General features: G+C 59.5%; 13 protein-coding genes. 2 read left to right on the forward strand and 11 right to left on the reverse strand.

Features of this window, described 5'->3' with window-relative positions; translation table 11 throughout:
• Positions 1-4: 4 nt before the first annotated feature.
• Genes K0B93_RS09270 through K0B93_RS09295 form a run of 6 tightly spaced genes read right to left on the reverse strand, consistent with a single transcriptional unit; the run spans position 5 to position 7,161 of the window.
• The gene (locus K0B93_RS09270) at positions 5-670 is read right to left on the reverse strand and encodes a MotA/TolQ/ExbB proton channel family protein (protein ID WP_219475174.1); all 666 of its coding nucleotides are present in this window, start codon (positions 668-670) and stop codon (positions 5-7) included.
• 51 nt (positions 671-721) lie between these two features.
• Positions 722-1,021 (reverse strand): hypothetical protein, encoded by a 300-nt coding sequence (locus tag K0B93_RS09275; protein WP_219475177.1) that lies wholly within the window; start codon positions 1,019-1,021, stop codon positions 722-724.
• A gap of 9 nt (positions 1,022-1,030) precedes the next feature.
• Entirely contained in the window at positions 1,031-1,891 is an 861-nt protein-coding gene (locus K0B93_RS09280) for a tetratricopeptide repeat protein (RefSeq protein ID WP_219866940.1), read from the reverse strand.
• Entirely contained in the window at positions 1,872-4,718 is a 2,847-nt protein-coding gene (locus K0B93_RS09285) for a tetratricopeptide repeat protein (RefSeq protein WP_219866941.1), read from the reverse strand. The genes K0B93_RS09280 and K0B93_RS09285 overlap by 20 nt, the downstream gene beginning before the upstream one ends.
• On the reverse strand, positions 4,708-6,477 hold the full coding sequence (locus tag K0B93_RS09290) for a tetratricopeptide repeat protein (RefSeq protein WP_219866942.1): 1,770 nt from the start codon (positions 6,475-6,477) through the stop codon (positions 4,708-4,710). The genes K0B93_RS09285 and K0B93_RS09290 overlap by 11 nt, the downstream gene beginning before the upstream one ends.
• Positions 6,478-6,480: 3 nt before the next feature.
• On the reverse strand, positions 6,481-7,161 hold the full coding sequence (locus tag K0B93_RS09295) for a hypothetical protein (RefSeq protein WP_219866943.1): 681 nt from the start codon (positions 7,159-7,161) through the stop codon (positions 6,481-6,483).
• 380 nt (positions 7,162-7,541) lie between these two features.
• On the opposite strand from K0B93_RS09295, the gene K0B93_RS09300 reads away from it, so the two are divergent.
• Together K0B93_RS09300 and K0B93_RS09305 are read left to right on the forward strand one after the other, a co-directional pair.
• Positions 7,542-8,345 carry an SH3 domain-containing protein gene (locus K0B93_RS09300; protein WP_219866944.1) on the forward strand — a complete coding sequence of 268 codons (804 nt, stop codon included), beginning with the start codon at positions 7,542-7,544 and terminating at the stop codon, positions 8,343-8,345.
• On the forward strand, positions 8,315-9,016 hold the full coding sequence (locus K0B93_RS09305) for an outer membrane beta-barrel domain-containing protein (protein WP_228743334.1): 702 nt from the start codon (positions 8,315-8,317) through the stop codon (positions 9,014-9,016). Before K0B93_RS09300 ends, K0B93_RS09305 begins: the two co-directional genes overlap by 31 nt.
• A gap of 30 nt (positions 9,017-9,046) precedes the next feature.
• Here the strand turns inward: K0B93_RS09305 and K0B93_RS09310 are convergent, their stop codons facing one another.
• The 5 genes from K0B93_RS09310 to mqo form a co-directional block, all read right to left on the reverse strand.
• A complete protein-coding gene (locus K0B93_RS09310) occupies positions 9,047-9,919 on the reverse strand; it encodes a hypothetical protein (protein ID WP_219866945.1) in 873 nt (290 codons plus the stop codon).
• Between the two features lie 47 nt (positions 9,920-9,966).
• Positions 9,967-11,640, reverse strand: coding sequence for an acetolactate synthase large subunit (locus K0B93_RS09315; RefSeq protein ID WP_219866946.1), 1,674 nt, complete (start codon positions 11,638-11,640; stop codon positions 9,967-9,969).
• A gap of 143 nt (positions 11,641-11,783) precedes the next feature.
• The gene (locus K0B93_RS09320) at positions 11,784-13,808 is read right to left on the reverse strand and encodes a hypothetical protein (protein ID WP_219866947.1); all 2,025 of its coding nucleotides are present in this window, start codon (positions 13,806-13,808) and stop codon (positions 11,784-11,786) included.
• A gap of 54 nt (positions 13,809-13,862) precedes the next feature.
• Complete coding sequence (locus K0B93_RS09325; RefSeq protein WP_219866948.1) at positions 13,863-15,095, reverse strand: ATP-grasp domain-containing protein; 1,233 nt, start codon at positions 15,093-15,095, stop codon at positions 13,863-13,865.
• Positions 15,096-15,250: 155 nt separating this feature from the next.
• Positions 15,251-16,732, reverse strand: coding sequence for a malate dehydrogenase (quinone) (gene mqo / locus K0B93_RS09330; protein ID WP_219866949.1), 1,482 nt, complete (start codon positions 16,730-16,732; stop codon positions 15,251-15,253).
• Between the last annotated feature and the right edge of the window lie 242 nt (positions 16,733-16,974).

A 16,974-nucleotide genomic window follows, 5' to 3' on the forward strand; every position in this document is an offset into this window, starting at 1 on the left:
GCGATCAGGCGTCGGATTCACGCGTATTAACAGACCGACGGTTGCTGCGAACGATGGTATTCAGGGCCTTAACACCGGCCATCTCGATGCTCTCGACGATTTCCAGCGTCTTGTTCTGGAGCAGGGAATGGATCAGCAGCAACGGGATCGCCGCGATCAGACCGAATGCGGTGGTGTTCATGGCAACAGAGATGGACTGCGACAGCAGGGTGGCCTTGTCCGCCGGGTCGGCGTTGGCCACTGCGGTAAACGCCGCGATCAGACCGATGATGGTGCCCAGCAGGCCCAGCAGGGTGGAGACGTTGGCCAGAATGGACAGGTAGTTGGTGCGCTTGGACAGGCGTGGAATGCTTTCCATCACACCTTCCTGCATGGCGGCGTGGATGTCGTCACGACGCGGCGAAGCGCGCATGGTGTCCAGCGCCACGGCGACCAGACGACCAATGGCAGAGCCGTTGTCCTGGGCCACTTTCTCGGCCTCGTCGAACTTGTTTTCATTCATCAGAGGCAGCAGCTCACCGTAGGCGTGCTTGTTGGAATGGAAGGCACGCTTCAGGAACAGCCAGCGCTCAACGGCAATAGCCAGGCCGACCATCAGCACCAGCGCAATCGGGAACATGAAGGCGCCGCCTTCCTGGAAGAATGAAACAATGCTTGAGTAAAAGTTCATGATGGGTACTCCACACGTCGCTAATCGAATAGATCGGTTTTGGTTGTTGCTTTACTCGGACGTGCCCGCGGGCGCTTCCAGAGAAAGTTCGTCGTAGAACTGCATGGTTCTTGAGTGAATATCCCGGTCCACCACTTCAAACACCTTGCCGGACACAGAGGTGATTGACCGGTAAAGCTGATCGGGCCCTTCCGGTGGTTTCCAGGGAATGAAGTAACTGACCGAGGGCTGCTCCTTGTCACCGACAAAGGTGCTTTCCAGGTCAATCTTGTCCTGCCCCGAGGCGCCTGGCGCCAGGGTCAGTGACGCGAGGGCGGCGATAACGGCGAGGTGCGCTCTGGTTTTCAGCATGGCGATCTCCTAGCCTTTCTCTTCAGTGTTTTCGGCTTCCGGGCTCTTCTCCGCCGCCATGGGCTCCGCGGAAACGGTTTCCTCCGGCTTCTTCGGCGGCGGATTGTCGATAAAGCTGGTCTCGATGCCGGTGCGGCGCCGGATCTCGATCAGCCAGTCGGCCACCTGCGGGTTGTCGCCGTTCGTCAGGAAGTCGTAGGCCTCGAAATGCGGCTGAGCCAACGCCGGCTGGTTCATGTACAGGTCGTACAGGATCGCCAGGTTCAGGTGGGCCTCGGGAAAGTCCTTCCAGAGTTCCAGCGCTGAAACATAGGTGTCGCGGGCGGCTTCAAAATCGCCACTGCGCCGCTGGAACATGGCCAGGGCGAGGTAGGCGTTTACATTCTCCGGATTGACCGCCAGCGCCTTCCGGTAGGATTTCTCCGCCCGCTCCATGCGCTCACCGATTTCCGCCAGTTCACCCAGCTTGAGCCAGGGCCCGGACAGATCCGGATAGTCCCGGGTAATGGCTTCGAACGCCTTTCGGGCATCCCGGTATTGTTCGTCGGCCATCAGGCCGTTTGCGGTACGGAACCGGGTGACGGCCTCGGGCGGCACCGGGGCCGAGGCACTGGTATAGGGGTTCGGGGCCGGCACGTACGCCACCTTCTTGCCCTGCGCATCGTACGCCTGTTTGGGCAGGTAGCGCTGGCTGGCCGCATCGTCCTTCGGCTTCGCCGGCTTGCTCTCCACCACTTTTTTGGCCGGGGCTTCCGGGGCTTCCGGGGCGTTATCCACACCACCGACAGTGCCCAGTCCGGCGCAACCGGAGAGCAGAACCGCGGTCATGAATGCGCCCGCGCGCCAGGGCTTAACGGATACCATCGCCATACGCCACCTGTACTTCCTGTTTGTCGAATCGAGCCGGGTTCAGCTTCGCCATTGCGTCGAAGCTCTTTGCGATCCAGGGGTTGAACATGCCGCCCCAGGACCGTTCGATGTTGGCCTGGTGTACCTCAATCGCGAGGTCTTCGAACGGAATCGCCTGTTCTTCGAGCACCAGTTCGTATTGCATGGCTTCAAGCTGGCTGAGGCCACTCGGTCGCGGGGCGTCCATCAGCTCGCGGGCGAACTGGCCGTAGAGATCGGCAATATTGAACGTGGCCCGGGTGGTCTGCCCGGCCATCTCGTAGCCAACCGCTTTCTGGTACCGGTCCAGGGCGTTCTTGAGCTTCTCGTTCTTGCGGGGAATGCTCTTGTTCAGAGGATGACGGAGCCGGACCCGGTCAAACTCGATGCGCCAGTAGTCGCCGTATTCGTTGTTGGCCCAGGCCGCCAGCCACGCCGACCGGTCACTCTGCCAGTTGGCCGGAGCCTTGTTGTGGCCGTCGATCACCCGGCGCAACCAGTAAAGATGGCGGTTCAGGTCATCCATCCGCTTGTACAGGTAGGCCACGTGGTAGCGCGCTTCCATGCGGGTGTCGAAGGGTTCTTCGTAATCGAAGGCCCACTTCTTGAAGTACGTGAGCGCCTGCTGGTCCTCGCCCGCCTTTTCATACAGCTCGGCGGACAGGAACAGCGCATCCCGGCGCACGTCGGCCTTGGCGTTGCTGCGGTAGATGTCTTCATACTCGCGTGCGGCCTTCAGCCACTGCTCGTCCTGCTCGTAGGCCCAGGCAATCTTCTGGGGCAGGTCCGCGGCCAGCTTGTGGTTGGGGAAGAGCCGGCGCAGCTCGTTCATTTCCGCCAGGGCCGGGTCCCAGTTTTCCAGGGTCATCAGGTGGGTGGCGGCGTCAAACTGAGCGATCACCCGCACGTCGGTTCTTGGCGCCACCACCTTGATGCGCAGGAACTGATCCACGGCACCGGCCAGGTCATCCGCCTCGAGAGCAAGCTCACCCTGCTTGTAGATGGTGACGGCCATGCGCTCGGTGACTTCGGCGAACTGCGGGTCGCTGCCATCGATGTAGCGCAGCTGGCTGCGATAACCGGCTTCGGCTTCCGGGAACCGGCCCAGCTCATACTGGCTGTGGGCGATGACACCCCAGGCCGTGCGGTTCAACTCCCGGTCGACATCCCCTTCGCGGCTGACAATGCTGGTGGCCACTTCCAGGGCGCGTTCATAGCGACCCAGGGCGAACAGTTCCTCGGAGGTCTTGGCGAGTACCGAACCGGAACGCTCGTCATCCCGGTAGGCCTGGACAAACCGCAGCTGGCTGTCGACGCCCTTGCTGCGCCAGGCGGTGACCTTCTCCGCCCCCTTGCCACCGGCATCGATCAGGCGTTCCAGTTCTTTCTGGTAGGCAATGATCGCGGCATAGCCGGCGTCCGGACCATACTTCGGATGTTTGAATTCGTAGGCGCTGCGCTCGTAATGGGTGATGGCAGTCGGGTAATCGCCACCGTCGAAGGCTGCTTCGGCGCGCATGTACACCATTTCCGGGATACGGGGATCGTTCGGGAAGGTCTGCTCGTATTCGCCGTAGAACTCGGCCGCCTTCAGGAAACTGGTGCGCTGTTCCGAGACACTGGCTACCTTGGCGGCAGCGGCCACGGTGCCCTCCGCCAGCTCACGCTTCAGGCGCTGACCGGTGGCGTGGTAATGCCGCGCCAGCTCGTCGATGTAAGTCTTGAGGTTGGAAATAACCTTGGCCTTGATGTCCGCGGACTTGGTTTTCCAGAATTCAGACCGGATACCGTAGTTGCGAACGTAGCTTTCTTTTTCCGGCAGCACCTGCTGGGAAAATTCGCCATCCACATAGGCGCGGATCATGTCAGCGTGCATTTCCGGCGCGCGGTCGGAGTCCGGGTTCTGCATGACGAAGGCCCGGAAGGATGAGGCCGAATCCTCGTACCGTTCCTTCTCAAGGTAATGCTTGCCGAGGCTGGAATAGAGAATCCAGGTGTACTTGGCGCTCTCCGGCCGATTGGCGAACATGCTGTCGATTTTCGAGGCGCCGCCGGCGTAGGCCAGGCCGACACTCATGATACGCAAGGTGTCATCGACCAGGGAGCGGTTGACGTTATCCAGCTTCTCGACCTTGCCGTCTTCCGGTACCAGCCGGTCCAGAACCTGGGAGAAGGCCATCAGGCTGTTGTCATAATCCGACAGCTTGTACTGGGACCAGCCCAACAGGTAATAGGAGTTGTTCAGGAAGGCCGAATCCCCGCCCAGGGCGATTACCGCCTTGTACGCCTGTTCCGCCTGCTCGTACTCCTCATGCCGGAAATGGATATCGCCCTTGCGGAAATAGACCTCGGCCAGTCGCCCGGAGTGCGGATGGTCCTGGATGAACTGCTTCAGTACGGTTCGCGCGTCCTGGTCCCGACCATCCAGGTCGTAGGCCTTGGCGAGCTGATACATGGCCTCGGCGTTCTCCTCGGAATCCGGGTACTTCTGCAGCAGTTCCTGGTAGGCATCGATGGCGTCGGGGAAATAGCCGTTGTCGCCCGGCAGCACACCACGCAACTGGTTGTAGTCTCCTTCCAGCATGTAAACACTGGCAATACGGCGCTCGATCTGTTCCTTGAGCTTCCGGTCCTCAATGGTTTTCAGCAGTTCCCGGTACTCGCGGCGAACGTCTTCATGCATCACCCGCGGCAGGGGAATATCCGCCAACGGCTGATGGTTTTCCTGAATCCGGCCAATGGTGGGGCCGCCATCGAAGTTGGCGCAGCCGCCAATAAACAGGGTCAGCAGCAGAATCCTAGATCGCATGATCGCCTCCTTCCGCCTGTTCTGCGGGGGCCGCAGCGGACTCCGGCGACTGTCCGTCCTCTTCGATGACTTCCAGATCCTTCAGCGAACGGTCCAGGATCCGGACCTTCGCCAGCTGAGCCTCGACCTGGTACTGCTGCAGGCGCTGTTCGTGAATATCCAGTTCGGTCGCCACCAGGGTGCGCATGACGTCTTCAAGACGAGTGATCAGACCTTCCGTGCGCACCATCTGGTCATCGACCTGCGCCATCATCCGGACCACCGCCTGACTGAACTGACCTCCCCCGGAAATGGTGTGGGCACCGCTGAGCGCCTCGAGCATGTTCTCGCTCCGGGTAATATCAAAGGCGAGGTCCTCGAGCTGCCACTTCAGACGTTCCTGCGCATCCGGCGCGAGGCTGTCCATCCGGCCGGCCAACGCCTGATAGCGTTGGCGACTCTCGCTCACCTGGCGAGCAAGCCGGGACAGGCCCTGGCGATGGCTTTCACCGTCAATGCTGCCGGCGCGGGCGGCCAGAATGACGTCGAAATCATCCCGTCGCGCCTGCCAGTTTTCGAGGTTGTTGCGAATCGCATAGAGGTCTCTCAGATCCTTGAGCACGGACTGGAAGCTGTGATCCGACATCAACTCGACCAGGAACGGCGAGAGATGGTTGACGGAGACCGACGGCGCAGCACCGAACCAGTCGCTTTCCCCCAGGACCTGATCAAGGTTCTGGACAAACAGCTCCATCACATCCGCGTGCTCCAGTGACTGCCTGGCCTTCTGGAGCCAGTCCAGGGCGTCCCGGAACTTGTGATCAGCGTCGATAAAGCCTTGGGCCGCCCGACCGTTCAGCCCCATTTGCTCATAGACATGGGGCTGGAGAAGAATCGCTTCCTGGACTTCCGGCAGCGCAATGGAACGAGTGGTCAGCACATCCAGCGGGCCGAGGGCATCGCGGAAAGCGCCTTCGTTAATGGCCATCCAGCTGGCGCCCAGAAGGCCGCGATTGGAATAGGCGCCGGTACTGCTGATCCGGGACAGCTGCAGTGCCGCATTGGCCTGATCGTCCCGGCCGGCGTAGAGGAAGGAAAGCGCCATACGGGCGCGGTCGGCCAGACGGCGAAGCTCCTCACTGCCGTCGTCCAGATCAATGACCTTTTCCAGCGCCGCGATCGCGCGGCCGGAATTCTCCTGGGCGCCATAGGCGATGGCCAGGTTGAAGTAGAAATACGGAGCAAACGGGCTGTCATCGTCAATGCTGTCGGCAACGGCCTCACCGGCGGAGAAGTAGCCCAGCTTCACGTTCACCAGAGCGGCCAGGTAACGGTACTCGGCATCCACCGCTTCCGGCAGTGGGCCCTGGATATTGCTCAGATTGCGGGCGGCAACGCTGGTGTCGCCCCGCAGGTACTGCATCTTGCCCAGGTAGAACCAGGCCCGGTTACGCACTTCCTCGGTCAGGTTGGCCTGGGCAACGCGGGTAAAGATATCCTCGGCCTGGGTATCCAGGCCGTAGGACAGGCTGATACCGCCCTTCAACAGCTCCGGGTAGGTGCCGTGGTTCTGCACACCCCCCTTATCCTCGGCCCAGGCATACTCCACCAGCGCTTCAAAATAATTCTGCTGGTAAAACTCGAACAGGATCGCACCGTATTTAAGATCGTGAACCTCGGACATCGGCCGAGCGGCGCCGGCTGGCAGACACAGGGTCCCCAGGGCCAGCCCGGCCAGGGCGCCTCTGAGCGTTCGATGGGCAGCGCGCGCGAGCATCATGGCTTACCACTCCCGAACGGTAAATTCAGGCTGTTGCCGCGCTTCGGAGTCGGCAATGCTCAGCTCGACATACTTGGGTCCCTGCGCCTTGGTGAAGCGAAGGCTGCTGCCACGCTTGTATTCCCGGCCATTGGGCCCCTGCCCGATAAAGAAGGCCGACAGGGTATGCTCGCCGGCACTGACGTTACCCAGATGCAGGCGATGCATGCCGCCCTTGGCCAGCGCCACGCGCTCCTCTTCGCTGTACAGGTAGGAGGCAATGGTTTCGTTATCCAGCCGCAACTCAACCCCTTCGAGGTGGAAGAACTCCCCCACGTTCAACGACAGGAACACGTGAAAACGGGTGTTCGCCGGGAACAGCAGGTCTTCCTCCAGCACCCGGAGATCCTTGTTCAGGACCACCACGGACTGTTTGAGGTCCTGGATGTCGCGGGACAATTCATTGACTGCACGCTGCGCCCGCTCGCGACTTTTGCGAACCGACATCGGCGTTTCAATGATCTGGTCGAGCGCAGCCGCGGGTGCACCGACTCCAGCACTGTCCTGATTCTGCGGAGCCGTGTCTTCGCTTGCCACAGCGTGGCTACCCGCAGAAAGCATCAGGGAGAGAAGCCCGACCCGCGCCCAGACTGATTTCTTTGTTGCCGGTCCGTTACCAGACCACGGTTTTTGAGACGTCACCATCCTGCTCCTGTGCCAGATCGCCGGCTTGGCGCTGACAATTCACCGTGAACAATCAGGGGACTGACTTTTGAGTTGACCGACTCTGTCCGGGAAGCTCTTTTTTGGTGGCTCTTGGTTGACCGGACGGTCAGTTTTCTTGGGACATGCTTCATTCGTTAAATTCCGTTAAATAAGCTAGCACAGGTTTTCCAAATAAAACTTAATCATTTGCCTTTCGATTAAGTTTCTGTGATTCCCTTCGCGAAACGACGCATGGACTATTGCTGAACGCCCGAACGCTCGTCAGAGTTCCATCACATATCCATTTTTTTTCAATAAAAACAGTTCTTTACATTAGTTCACATTATTTAACAAACTTGTTGGGCATCGGCATCGAACTTATGAACGCGATCACAGACACCATCACAAGCTTGCCGTCTCCGTTCCCCGGTAATCTCTGCCGGAACGTTTTCCTGTCACTGCTTTTGTTGACCGTGCCGATGGCAGATGCCGACGCACAGACGGCCTTTGACGATGAAAGCGCCGTGCTTGAGGTGGTGGATCCGTTTATTGAACTGCACACGGCACCGGGCCGGGGTTATCCGGTGTTCCATGTGATCGAGAAAGGGGAACAGGTTGAATTGCTGAAGCGCAAGACCAACTGGTACAAGGTACGCTCTGCCTCTGGCGAGGAAGGGTGGACCAAGGCCGCCCAGCTCGGGCGCACCCTGCTGCCGACCGGGCTTCCGGCCGACCTGCCCGAGGTGGGGCATGGCGAATACCTGGCCTCCAGCTGGCGCGTGGGCTTCACCACCGGCCTGTTTGAACAGTCCACCAGCTTCAGCCTGGCGGTCGGTTACCGGCCCCTCACCTGGCTGGGCGCGGAACTGGAGGCGGGCAAGATCTACAACCGCTCGGTCACCAGTGACTATTACAGCGCCAACCTGATCATCGAGCCTTTCCACCGCTGGGACCTGACCCCCTATGCCCTGGCCGGGGTTTCCCGCTTTTCGTTCGACGCCCGCCAGAAGGTTCTGTTGAGCGACCTTGGCGATGCGGACGCGTTCAACGTCGGCGGCGGCCTGAGTTATTACATCGGTCGCAATTTTCTTGTTCGTGCCGAGTACCGCGTGTATTCGGTTTCCTCCAATTCAGACAGCACAGGTTTAAGTGAATGGAAAATCGGTCTGAACACCTTCTTCTGAGGTCAGGATTCTCTGACTACGGGACCGGCAAGGCACTGCTACTGGCGTGCTCGCTGGCCATTCCACAATGGGCGACTGCACAGGAAACGGGGGACAGTGAAAAACCGGCGCCGGTGCAAGTGATCGCACCTGAGGTCAAACCCCGCAGTATCCAGGAGGCGGATATCGATGCGGAGTTTTTCGAGATTGGCGCCTTCGCCGGCATGATGACGATCGACAACTTCAGCAGCGAACCGTTGCTGGGTGTCAGTGCGGCATTCCATGCCACCGAGGACTTCTTCCTGCAGTTTAATTACGGGTTTACCGAGGCGGGTCTGACGTCGTTCGAGGAACTCAGTGGCGATAACGTAAGGCTACTGAGCGATTCCGATCGGGACTACAGCTACTACGACTTCCTTGTCGGCTATAACATTTTCCCGGGCGAAGTGTTTTTCAGTGACTCGCTGACCTTCAACTCCGCCTTCTACGTGGTCGGCGGTGTCGGCAATACCGAGTTTGGCGGTGAGAGCAATTTCACCACCACTCTGGGCACCGGGTTCCGGGTGGTCTTGCTGGACTGGCTGACGGTTCACGTGGATTTCCGGGATCACATGTTCACCAGCGATCTCATTCGCGAGTCACAGCTGACCCACAACATCGAGCTGTCTTCCGGCTTTACGCTGTTCTTCTGATGGCGTGGCCCAGGAATGACTGCCGGGCCGTTAACCCTGCCCGGCAGTCATCTCTTCCATCAGGTCGGAGAGATCCTCTTCGATCTCCTCGATCCAGTCCTGCCAATCATCCTGATAGTCCTCGAAACGCGCCTGATCTACTTCTGCCAGCCGGAACCGGGTCTGGGTAACCGCCCGACTGCTCTCGGCGAAAGCCCGAAGGTCCGGTTCATCCAGACGCTCACCCTGCGTGCTCAGGTCCTGCCGGGAAGCCTCCAGCAGCTCACGGTCCCGGGGGCTGGCATCAGGCCTGTCCTTCAATGCCTCTTCGATGGACTCCGTCAGTTCCTCAATGTGCTTCTGGAGTTTTTCACCGTACCCCTCAAGCGCTTCCCGTGAGCGTTTTTCCGCTTCCGCCGACAGCGCTTCCAGCTCCCTGGCCATCTCGTCCAGACGGTCACCCATGCTGTCCGACGACCTGTTAATGCTATCGCTCAGGCGGTCCCTCAGGTCATTAAGCGTTCCAATAACACCGTCGAACATTGAGCGTTCGGTGACCACCCGGTGCGTGCGCTCATAGTCGACTCGCCATTCGTCGTCCCTGCGCTCGAGAAACGTCAGGACTTTGCGACCCGCTTCCTCGCCATCACCGGCGCTGAGAAAGCGTGTTTCCACGGTTGCGCTGGAACCATCGATGACCACCCTGCCCCAGCCAATGGAAACCCCCTGCCAATCCATTCCAAACCCGTCGAATTGCGCGGCATCGGCCAGCGTCGAGAATTCGGCAACGTCATCGGCGTCGTTCTCGACGACCGACTGCCAGAAAGCCTCGGCGACTTCCTGGGGCGTTTCAGGATTACTACAGCCCGCCAGGAGCGCGAGCATTAATGCGGCGGCGAGGCCTCGCAACTGCGAACGGATCATGCCAGGGGTTCCTCTATTTCAAAATCGGGGTAGGCATCATACACCGCCTAGAGCCGGCAGGTCAGGTCCGCCAGCTCTTCATCGAACACCCGGCGGTTTTCGCTGTAATCCACCGGGATGTCCACCAGATGAACCCCGCCTTCGGCCAGCGCCCGCTCCAGGGTTGGACGCAGGTCTTCGGTGCGCGCTATCCGGTGGCCGGTCGCGCCATAGGACTCAGCGTACTTCACGAAATCCGGATTCCGGTAGTCCAGCCCAAAGTCTTCGAAGCCCTCCTGCCTCTGTTTCCACTTGATCATGCCATAGGCGCTGTCGTCGATGACCAGCACCACCAGGTTGAGGTTCAGGCGCACGGCAGTTTCCATTTCCTGACTGTTCATCATGAACCCGCCATCACCGCACACCGCCATCACTTTCAGATGCGGGTACAGCATCGCTGACATCATGGCGCTGGGCAGGCCTGCCCCCATGGAAGCAAGGGCATTGTCCAGCAGCACGGTGTTGTTGTCGTAGGCCGGGTAATTGCGGGCAAACCAGAGTTTGTACATGCCGTTGTCCAGGGCAATGATGCCGTCCTCCGGCATCACCCGGCGTACATCGCTGACGATGCGCTGGGGAATCACCGGGAAACGGTCGTCGTCCGACCGGTCCTTCAGATGCCGGTCCACTGCTGCCTTGACGTCCATGAACCAGGAGAAATCGTGGCTGGCGCAATGGCCGCAGTGCTCCGCCATGTACTCCACGCTGTTGGCTATGTCCCCCACCACCTCGTGTTGAGGGAAGTAAACCGGATCGACGTCGGCACCACTGAAATTCACATGGATGACCTGCTTGCCGCCGGCCTTCATGAAAAACGGAGGTTTCTCGACCACGTCGTGACCCACATTGATAACCAGGTCGGCGTGGTCGATGGCGCAGTGGACAAAATCTCCTGCCGACAGGGCTGCATTGCCCAGATACCGTGGGTGACGCTCGTCAACCACGCCCTTGCCCATCTGGGTGGTGAAAAAAGGAATACCGGTGACGTTGACCAGATGGATCAGGGCCTGGGACACGCGTTTTCGGTTCGCACCCGCACCGATCATGATCAGCGGATGCCGGGCCTTGCGTAGCATGTCGCACGCCATCTCCAGGCTTTTCTCACTGGCGGACGGGCGCCGCGCATCGCTGGGTTCAAAGATATGAGTATCCGGTTCCGGGTGCTCTGACGCTATGTCTTCCGGCAGCTCCAGGTGCACGGCACCGGGACGTTCCTCCGACGCCAGACGGAAGGCTTCACGCACCTTCGCGGGAATCGTGTTGGCGTTACTGATCTGACGCGTGTATTTGGTGAGGGGACGCATCAGGTCGACCACATCCAGAATCTGGAACAGCCCCTGCTTTGAGGATTTAATCGGCTTCTGCCCGGAAATCATCATCATCGGCATACCACCAAGCTGGGCGTAGGCGGCTGCGGTCACCAGATTGGTCGCGCCCGGCCCCAATGTTGACAGGCAAACCCCCACCCGCCCGGTCAAGCGGCCATAGGTCGCGGCCATAAAACCGGCGGCCTGTTCGTGTCGATTCAGCACCAGCTGGATGCTGGACGTGCGCAGGGCCTCCAACAGATCCAGATTCTCTTCGCCCGGCACGGCGAAGATGTACCTCACCCCTTCATTCTCGAGGGCTTTGACGAACAGCTCGGCCCCGGTCTGGGCCCTGGCGGGTAGTTCACTTGCCATGATTGTCCCCTGTGCAGCTGGATGTGTGTCCGAGCATAGCATTCTTCAGCCATGACTCCTCTCCCTGACTAGCTTTACGTTGAGTCAGGGCATCGGATGTCAAAGAAGGGGGAAATCGGCAAACAGATCAGGCTGGTCAGGCGTCAGCTGGAGACCGGCGGTTCTGCCTGCAGGGCTTCGGCTGGCACACGGCCTTCACCCCAACTCCGGTATACACCATCAACCACGCGTTTCAGCTCATCCTCGCCGACATCGGCAGGTTCGCCGCGTTCAAGCGGATCGAAATGGAAAATGTACAGTCGGGACGTGAACTGCTCAAACGGAAGCGAGGATTCGCCAAACCGCTCACCGTTGCCGGAAGTACTTACACGCACGTCGTCACCCCAGTTCTGGCCACTGTCGTTGTTGGGGTTGAAGAAGTACACCCGCATCTCGCCCTCGGGATCCAGCGCCACCCGCAGCACCGTAATCGCGTGCCAGCCGATAAATCGGGCAGCGCTGTCAGTGACGGCCACGCCCGCAGGCTGGGGATGGATCAGCGGCTGGTTGCCGTTATAGTACGGGTGGTAACTGGCATAGAAATGGCGGATAAAGCCCTCCAGATCGTCGAGCTTTCCGGTGGCAACGTCCACGTTGATGGCAAAGCCACGACCGGCAGACCAGCCGTGAAATTCCGGGTTCACCCACTGGTGCGGGTCGCCCTTCCGACCGGCTACAAGCCGGCCCATTTCGGCGTAAATGCGGTCCAGGTGAGGCACGACCACCAGCGACACCGGGTCGAGGTCAAGGGTCACTTCCGAAGCCACACCGCCCACGCTGCGGGCCGACGACACCGGCTTACCCTCAAAATGCATGATGATTTCGTTGTCACGGGCCGCCCAGGCTACCATCTGCAGGAGGTAGTCCGGATCGTTGTAGGCCCACATGGACAGGGCCCGGGCAGACTGGCATGTGGGGTTGTTGCCCTGCCCCACGCCAAGTGGCTGCCCCAGCATACTGAGCACACCCTGAATCAACCAGGCTCCGGGTTGAGGCTGGTATCCATAGGCCAGTTGCAGGCGTTCACGGGCGCACGGACTCAGGGACAGGCGCGCCTGGCGCCAGAGAGCCGGCGCGACCGGCGGCTGGTAGAGGATGCCCCGCTCCAGCATCAGCGCCAGGCCATAAATGCCCTGGGCAGTTTCGGGATACACGCCTTCCTGAATCAGGGTACAGACCAGCTCGCGATAACACAGCAGGCAATCGCGCCCGGTGCTCGACAACCCCAGAGCTTCGCTCAGGAGCGCGTCCTGATCCTCCAGGATAAACCGAACAAAACAGGCGTGATAGGGCGACACCAGCCCCGTGTCGTGCATGGAGCGGGCGAAACCAGTGGCTTCGTTCTGCAGGGCCTGGGCGTCCATGGACTCCAGACGCTGTTCGTAGACCACGGCCCCGGGATCCTCACTGCAGGCTCGGGTGGGCCCGTACAGGCTGGAAATCAGACGGTCGGCGCCACGGCCGGCACCACCGAGGTCCGCTTGGGGATCGGCGCGGCAAAGGGCAATCTGGGTAATCATCCGACGCACGTCGGTGACCTGAATCGGCCGCTGCTGAAGTATCCGCCAGATTTCCTCGATGAGGCTGTCGATGACGTGTTCGTAGCCAATGTGTTCAGCGATATACTGAACCACGGCCTGGCTGATGTTGGCTAACCTGCCCTGCTCACGCTCCGCCTCGCCGGTCATGCCGAACAGCAGGCCGAGATTAATGGCAAGCACCTGGGTCAGGTAGTGATGAGCCTGCTCCGCCGAAACCGACGGATGCAGGTAGAATCCGCGAGCCACCGCCAGAAGGCGGAGCTCACTGAAGGCTTCGATTACCACCGTGTCTGCGTTCTTGCTCTGCAGGGAGTGGGTGGTGAGAGCGGGCAGAAGAATGCCGGGATCGGCCCAATCAGTGCCGATATACACGCCGGCGAGCTCAAGCCGCTCGGCGCGCTCCTCTATGACCCGGCATCCCTCCGGTTGCTGCAGGACCCGTCGGGCAATGTCGAACACGCGCGGAAGCTTGCCGGCCTTGGCAAATGGCCGGCTTTCCTCCAAAACCTGGATTGACTCATCCAGTCGTTGCACCAGCTTGTCGAAATTGACTGCCGGTACTGCGCTGCCCGGTTGGTGATCGTTCAAACGATTATCCTCAGGGCCTGCACCAAACCCGTCTGTTATTAAAGCTTCTCCTGATTATACATAGAAATCGAGTTCTTCCTGATGTTTCAGGAGATCCCGCATGACGTACGGATCGTCGCCGAAGAAATAGATCAGTCCCCAATGCGTACCGAAGGCGGTCCGTTTGGTCACGGTTTCCTCCAGCGGCGGGGTCAGTTCGTGAGACTCGAAATACTCGTGGTTCTCGGTCTCCTCCGGAATCTCAAGCTTGCTGACCACCCGGCGACGCGGATAGACACCGAAGCATCCGGCGTAACCCTTGGCATCCACTACCTCTTTCGGGAAGAAGTTTTTCACTTCCTCGGCGGTAGTCTTGGGATCGAAGGTCAGGATCATGCCCTGATAGGCGTTGAAACCATAGGCACGCTCCAGCAGCTCGAATACCTTGAATCCCGGTGGACGGTAAGCCACCTCGCCAAAGTACATGGTGCTGTCGCTGGTCACGAAGTATTCCGGATGAATAAAGCCGAAATCGATGTCGAAGGTCTTGATCAGCTTTTCGATCTCGCCCCGGATCTGGTCTCGATACTTTTCAAGGTCCGGCGTCGCGGGCACGAACACGGAATAGCCCAGGGTCACGTACTCGGAGATATTGAGGAACGCGATCTTGCCATTATGGATCCAGGCCTCCACCGCGAACTCCCAACCATCAAGGTGGGACTCCATGAGCACGGGAAACTCTTCTTCCGGGATGGTATCGACTTCATCGGGCGTACGGATCACCCGGTGGCCCAGGCACCCGGCCTTGTCGAAGGCTTTCAGGTGAATCGGATCATTCGGGTCACCGTCCAGTTTCAGCAGTGTCTGGTTGACGCGTTTCAGGAAACGGATGACGTCGCCCTTATCGTGCGCCTCCTCGAAGATCCCGACCCGAATACCACCGAGCTGGGCACGACGCTTCATCAATGCCTTGTCGCGCAGCAGCATGGCCTGACCAAACAGGCGCGGCTTGTCCATCAGGACCGAGTTAATAGCCCCTGCCCACTCCACGGTTTCCTCAAACAGCGGAATGGCCACATCCACGCCCATATCTTTGAGGGTCTGGGCGATTTCGACGGATCGGTCGTTGAGGCGTTCGAAGTTCCAGGGCACGTAGGGAATGTCGTGCTCTTTGCAGTAGGCTTCTGCCCAGTCCGGAGCGACCACCACATAACGACGGTCGAATTTGTCTGCGGCTTCTATAGCGTTCAAGCTCCAACCAAGGAGTGCAATGTACCCCTTGTCCGGATTGTACTTATGCTCGCTCATAGGCTCTCTCCTTTGCGTGGGGTGTCTATTAACCCTACGCGTTACTTGAGAAATCGCAAATCTGACTGGCCCCAAAACAAAAAAAGCACTGTAAGTGCGGGTTTTTAAAACCTGCACTTACAGTGCTTCAGAGCCACATATACCGATTTGGAATATCAGCCCAACTTGAGCGTTGAGAGCGTTCTTTCACGCACTTTTGTAAGTAATGCCTCGTCCTCAACCAGCGATTGGCCGTAGGAAGGAACCAGGTGTTTCAGGCGTTCCTGCCATTCAGCGTTCTTGAGGCTTTCCGGGAAACAGCGCTCCAGGACATCAAGCATGGCATTGGCGGCTGTCGAGGCTCCCGGTGACGCGCCCAACAGGGCTGCCAGCGTTCCATCCTTGGCGGCCACGATTTCGGTACCGAACTCGAGTTTCCCGCCACCGCCGTCCAGTTGCTTGATGATCTGTACCCGCTGACCGGCCATCTTCAGCTCCCAGTCTTCCTCGCGGGCATCCGGGAAGAAGTTGCGCAGGGATGCGACCCGGTCGCTGTGGGACTGGAATACCTCACCAATGAGGTAGCGGGTCAGGTCCATGTTGCTCTTGCTCACGGACAGCATCGGCCGCAGGTTAGTGGGCTTGACCGACCCGAACAGATCAAAGATCGACCCCTGCTTCAGGAATCGGGTGGTGAAGCCCGCAAACGGCCCGAACAGCAGGGCCGGCTCGCCATTGATGATCCGCGTGTCCAGATGCGGCACGGACATCGGGGGCGCCCCAATCGGAGCCTTCCCGTAAACCTTGGAATGGTGCTGCTCGACAATCTCAGGCTTGCGACACACCAGCCACTGACCACTGACCGGAAAACCGCCATAGCCCTTCGCCTCTTCAATACCGGACTTCTGCAACATCGGCAAGGCGCCGCCACCAGCACCCAGGAATACAAAGCCCGTCTCCAGCTTGGTGAGCTCGCCAGTCTTCTGGTTCCGGACCCGGACTTTCCAGCGCCCGTTGTCGCGCTGGTCGATGTAGTGCACGGGGCTGCTCAGCATCAGCTCGAAATTGGGCTGGCTTTCGAGGTATTTCACCATGCTGCGGGTCAGCGAGCCGAAATCCACGTCGGCGCCGTGTTTGATCCGGGTGGCGGCCACTCTCTGCATCGGGTCACGATCCTTGACCACCAGCGGCATCCACTCTTCCAGATCCTCCGGGGATTCGGTGTATTCCATTTCCCGGAACAGGTGATGGGCACTCAGACGCTCGAAACGGCGCTTCAGGAAGGCCACGTCCTTTTCGCCCCAGACAAAACTCTGGTGGGGCGTGCGATTGATGAAGGTCTTGGGGTCGGGCAACTTGCCCTGCTCCACCAGGTAGGACCAGAACTGGAGTGACACTTCGAACTGGGCATTGATCTGGAGTGCCCGATCGATGGCTACGTCACCATCCTCGGTCTCCGGCGTGTAATTGAGTTCACAGTATCCGGCGTGGCCGGTACCTGCGTTGTTCCATCCGTCGGTGCTTTCATGGGCAACGTGGTCGAGACGTTCCACCATGACGATGTCCAGGGACGGATCGAGCTGCCTGAGCATCATGCCGAGGGTGGCGCTCATGACGCCACCGCCGACCAGCACTACGTCTGCCTGTCTAACGGCCATTGGTCTATACCCTAGCTAGTATTAAGCCTGTGTACTCCCCCACGATCAGCAGGGGAGCCTGTCGAAAGCCGGTCAAGCGCAAGGTAAAGGGCGCTGCCGTTCGCTTCCGGTCTGAATGTGGGCGCAATTATCCCGATTTTCGCCGAAATAATAAATTGCGATTGTCAATCGATTCGCATTGCGCATGACTCTTAGCCAACATTTGCCACCACATGGGTCAACTACGAACAGTGGTTTGCTTC

Source organism: Marinobacter sp. F4218, from assembly GCF_019443085.1.
In the GTDB taxonomy this organism is placed as follows: Bacteria; Pseudomonadota; Gammaproteobacteria; order Pseudomonadales; family Oleiphilaceae; genus Marinobacter; species Marinobacter albus.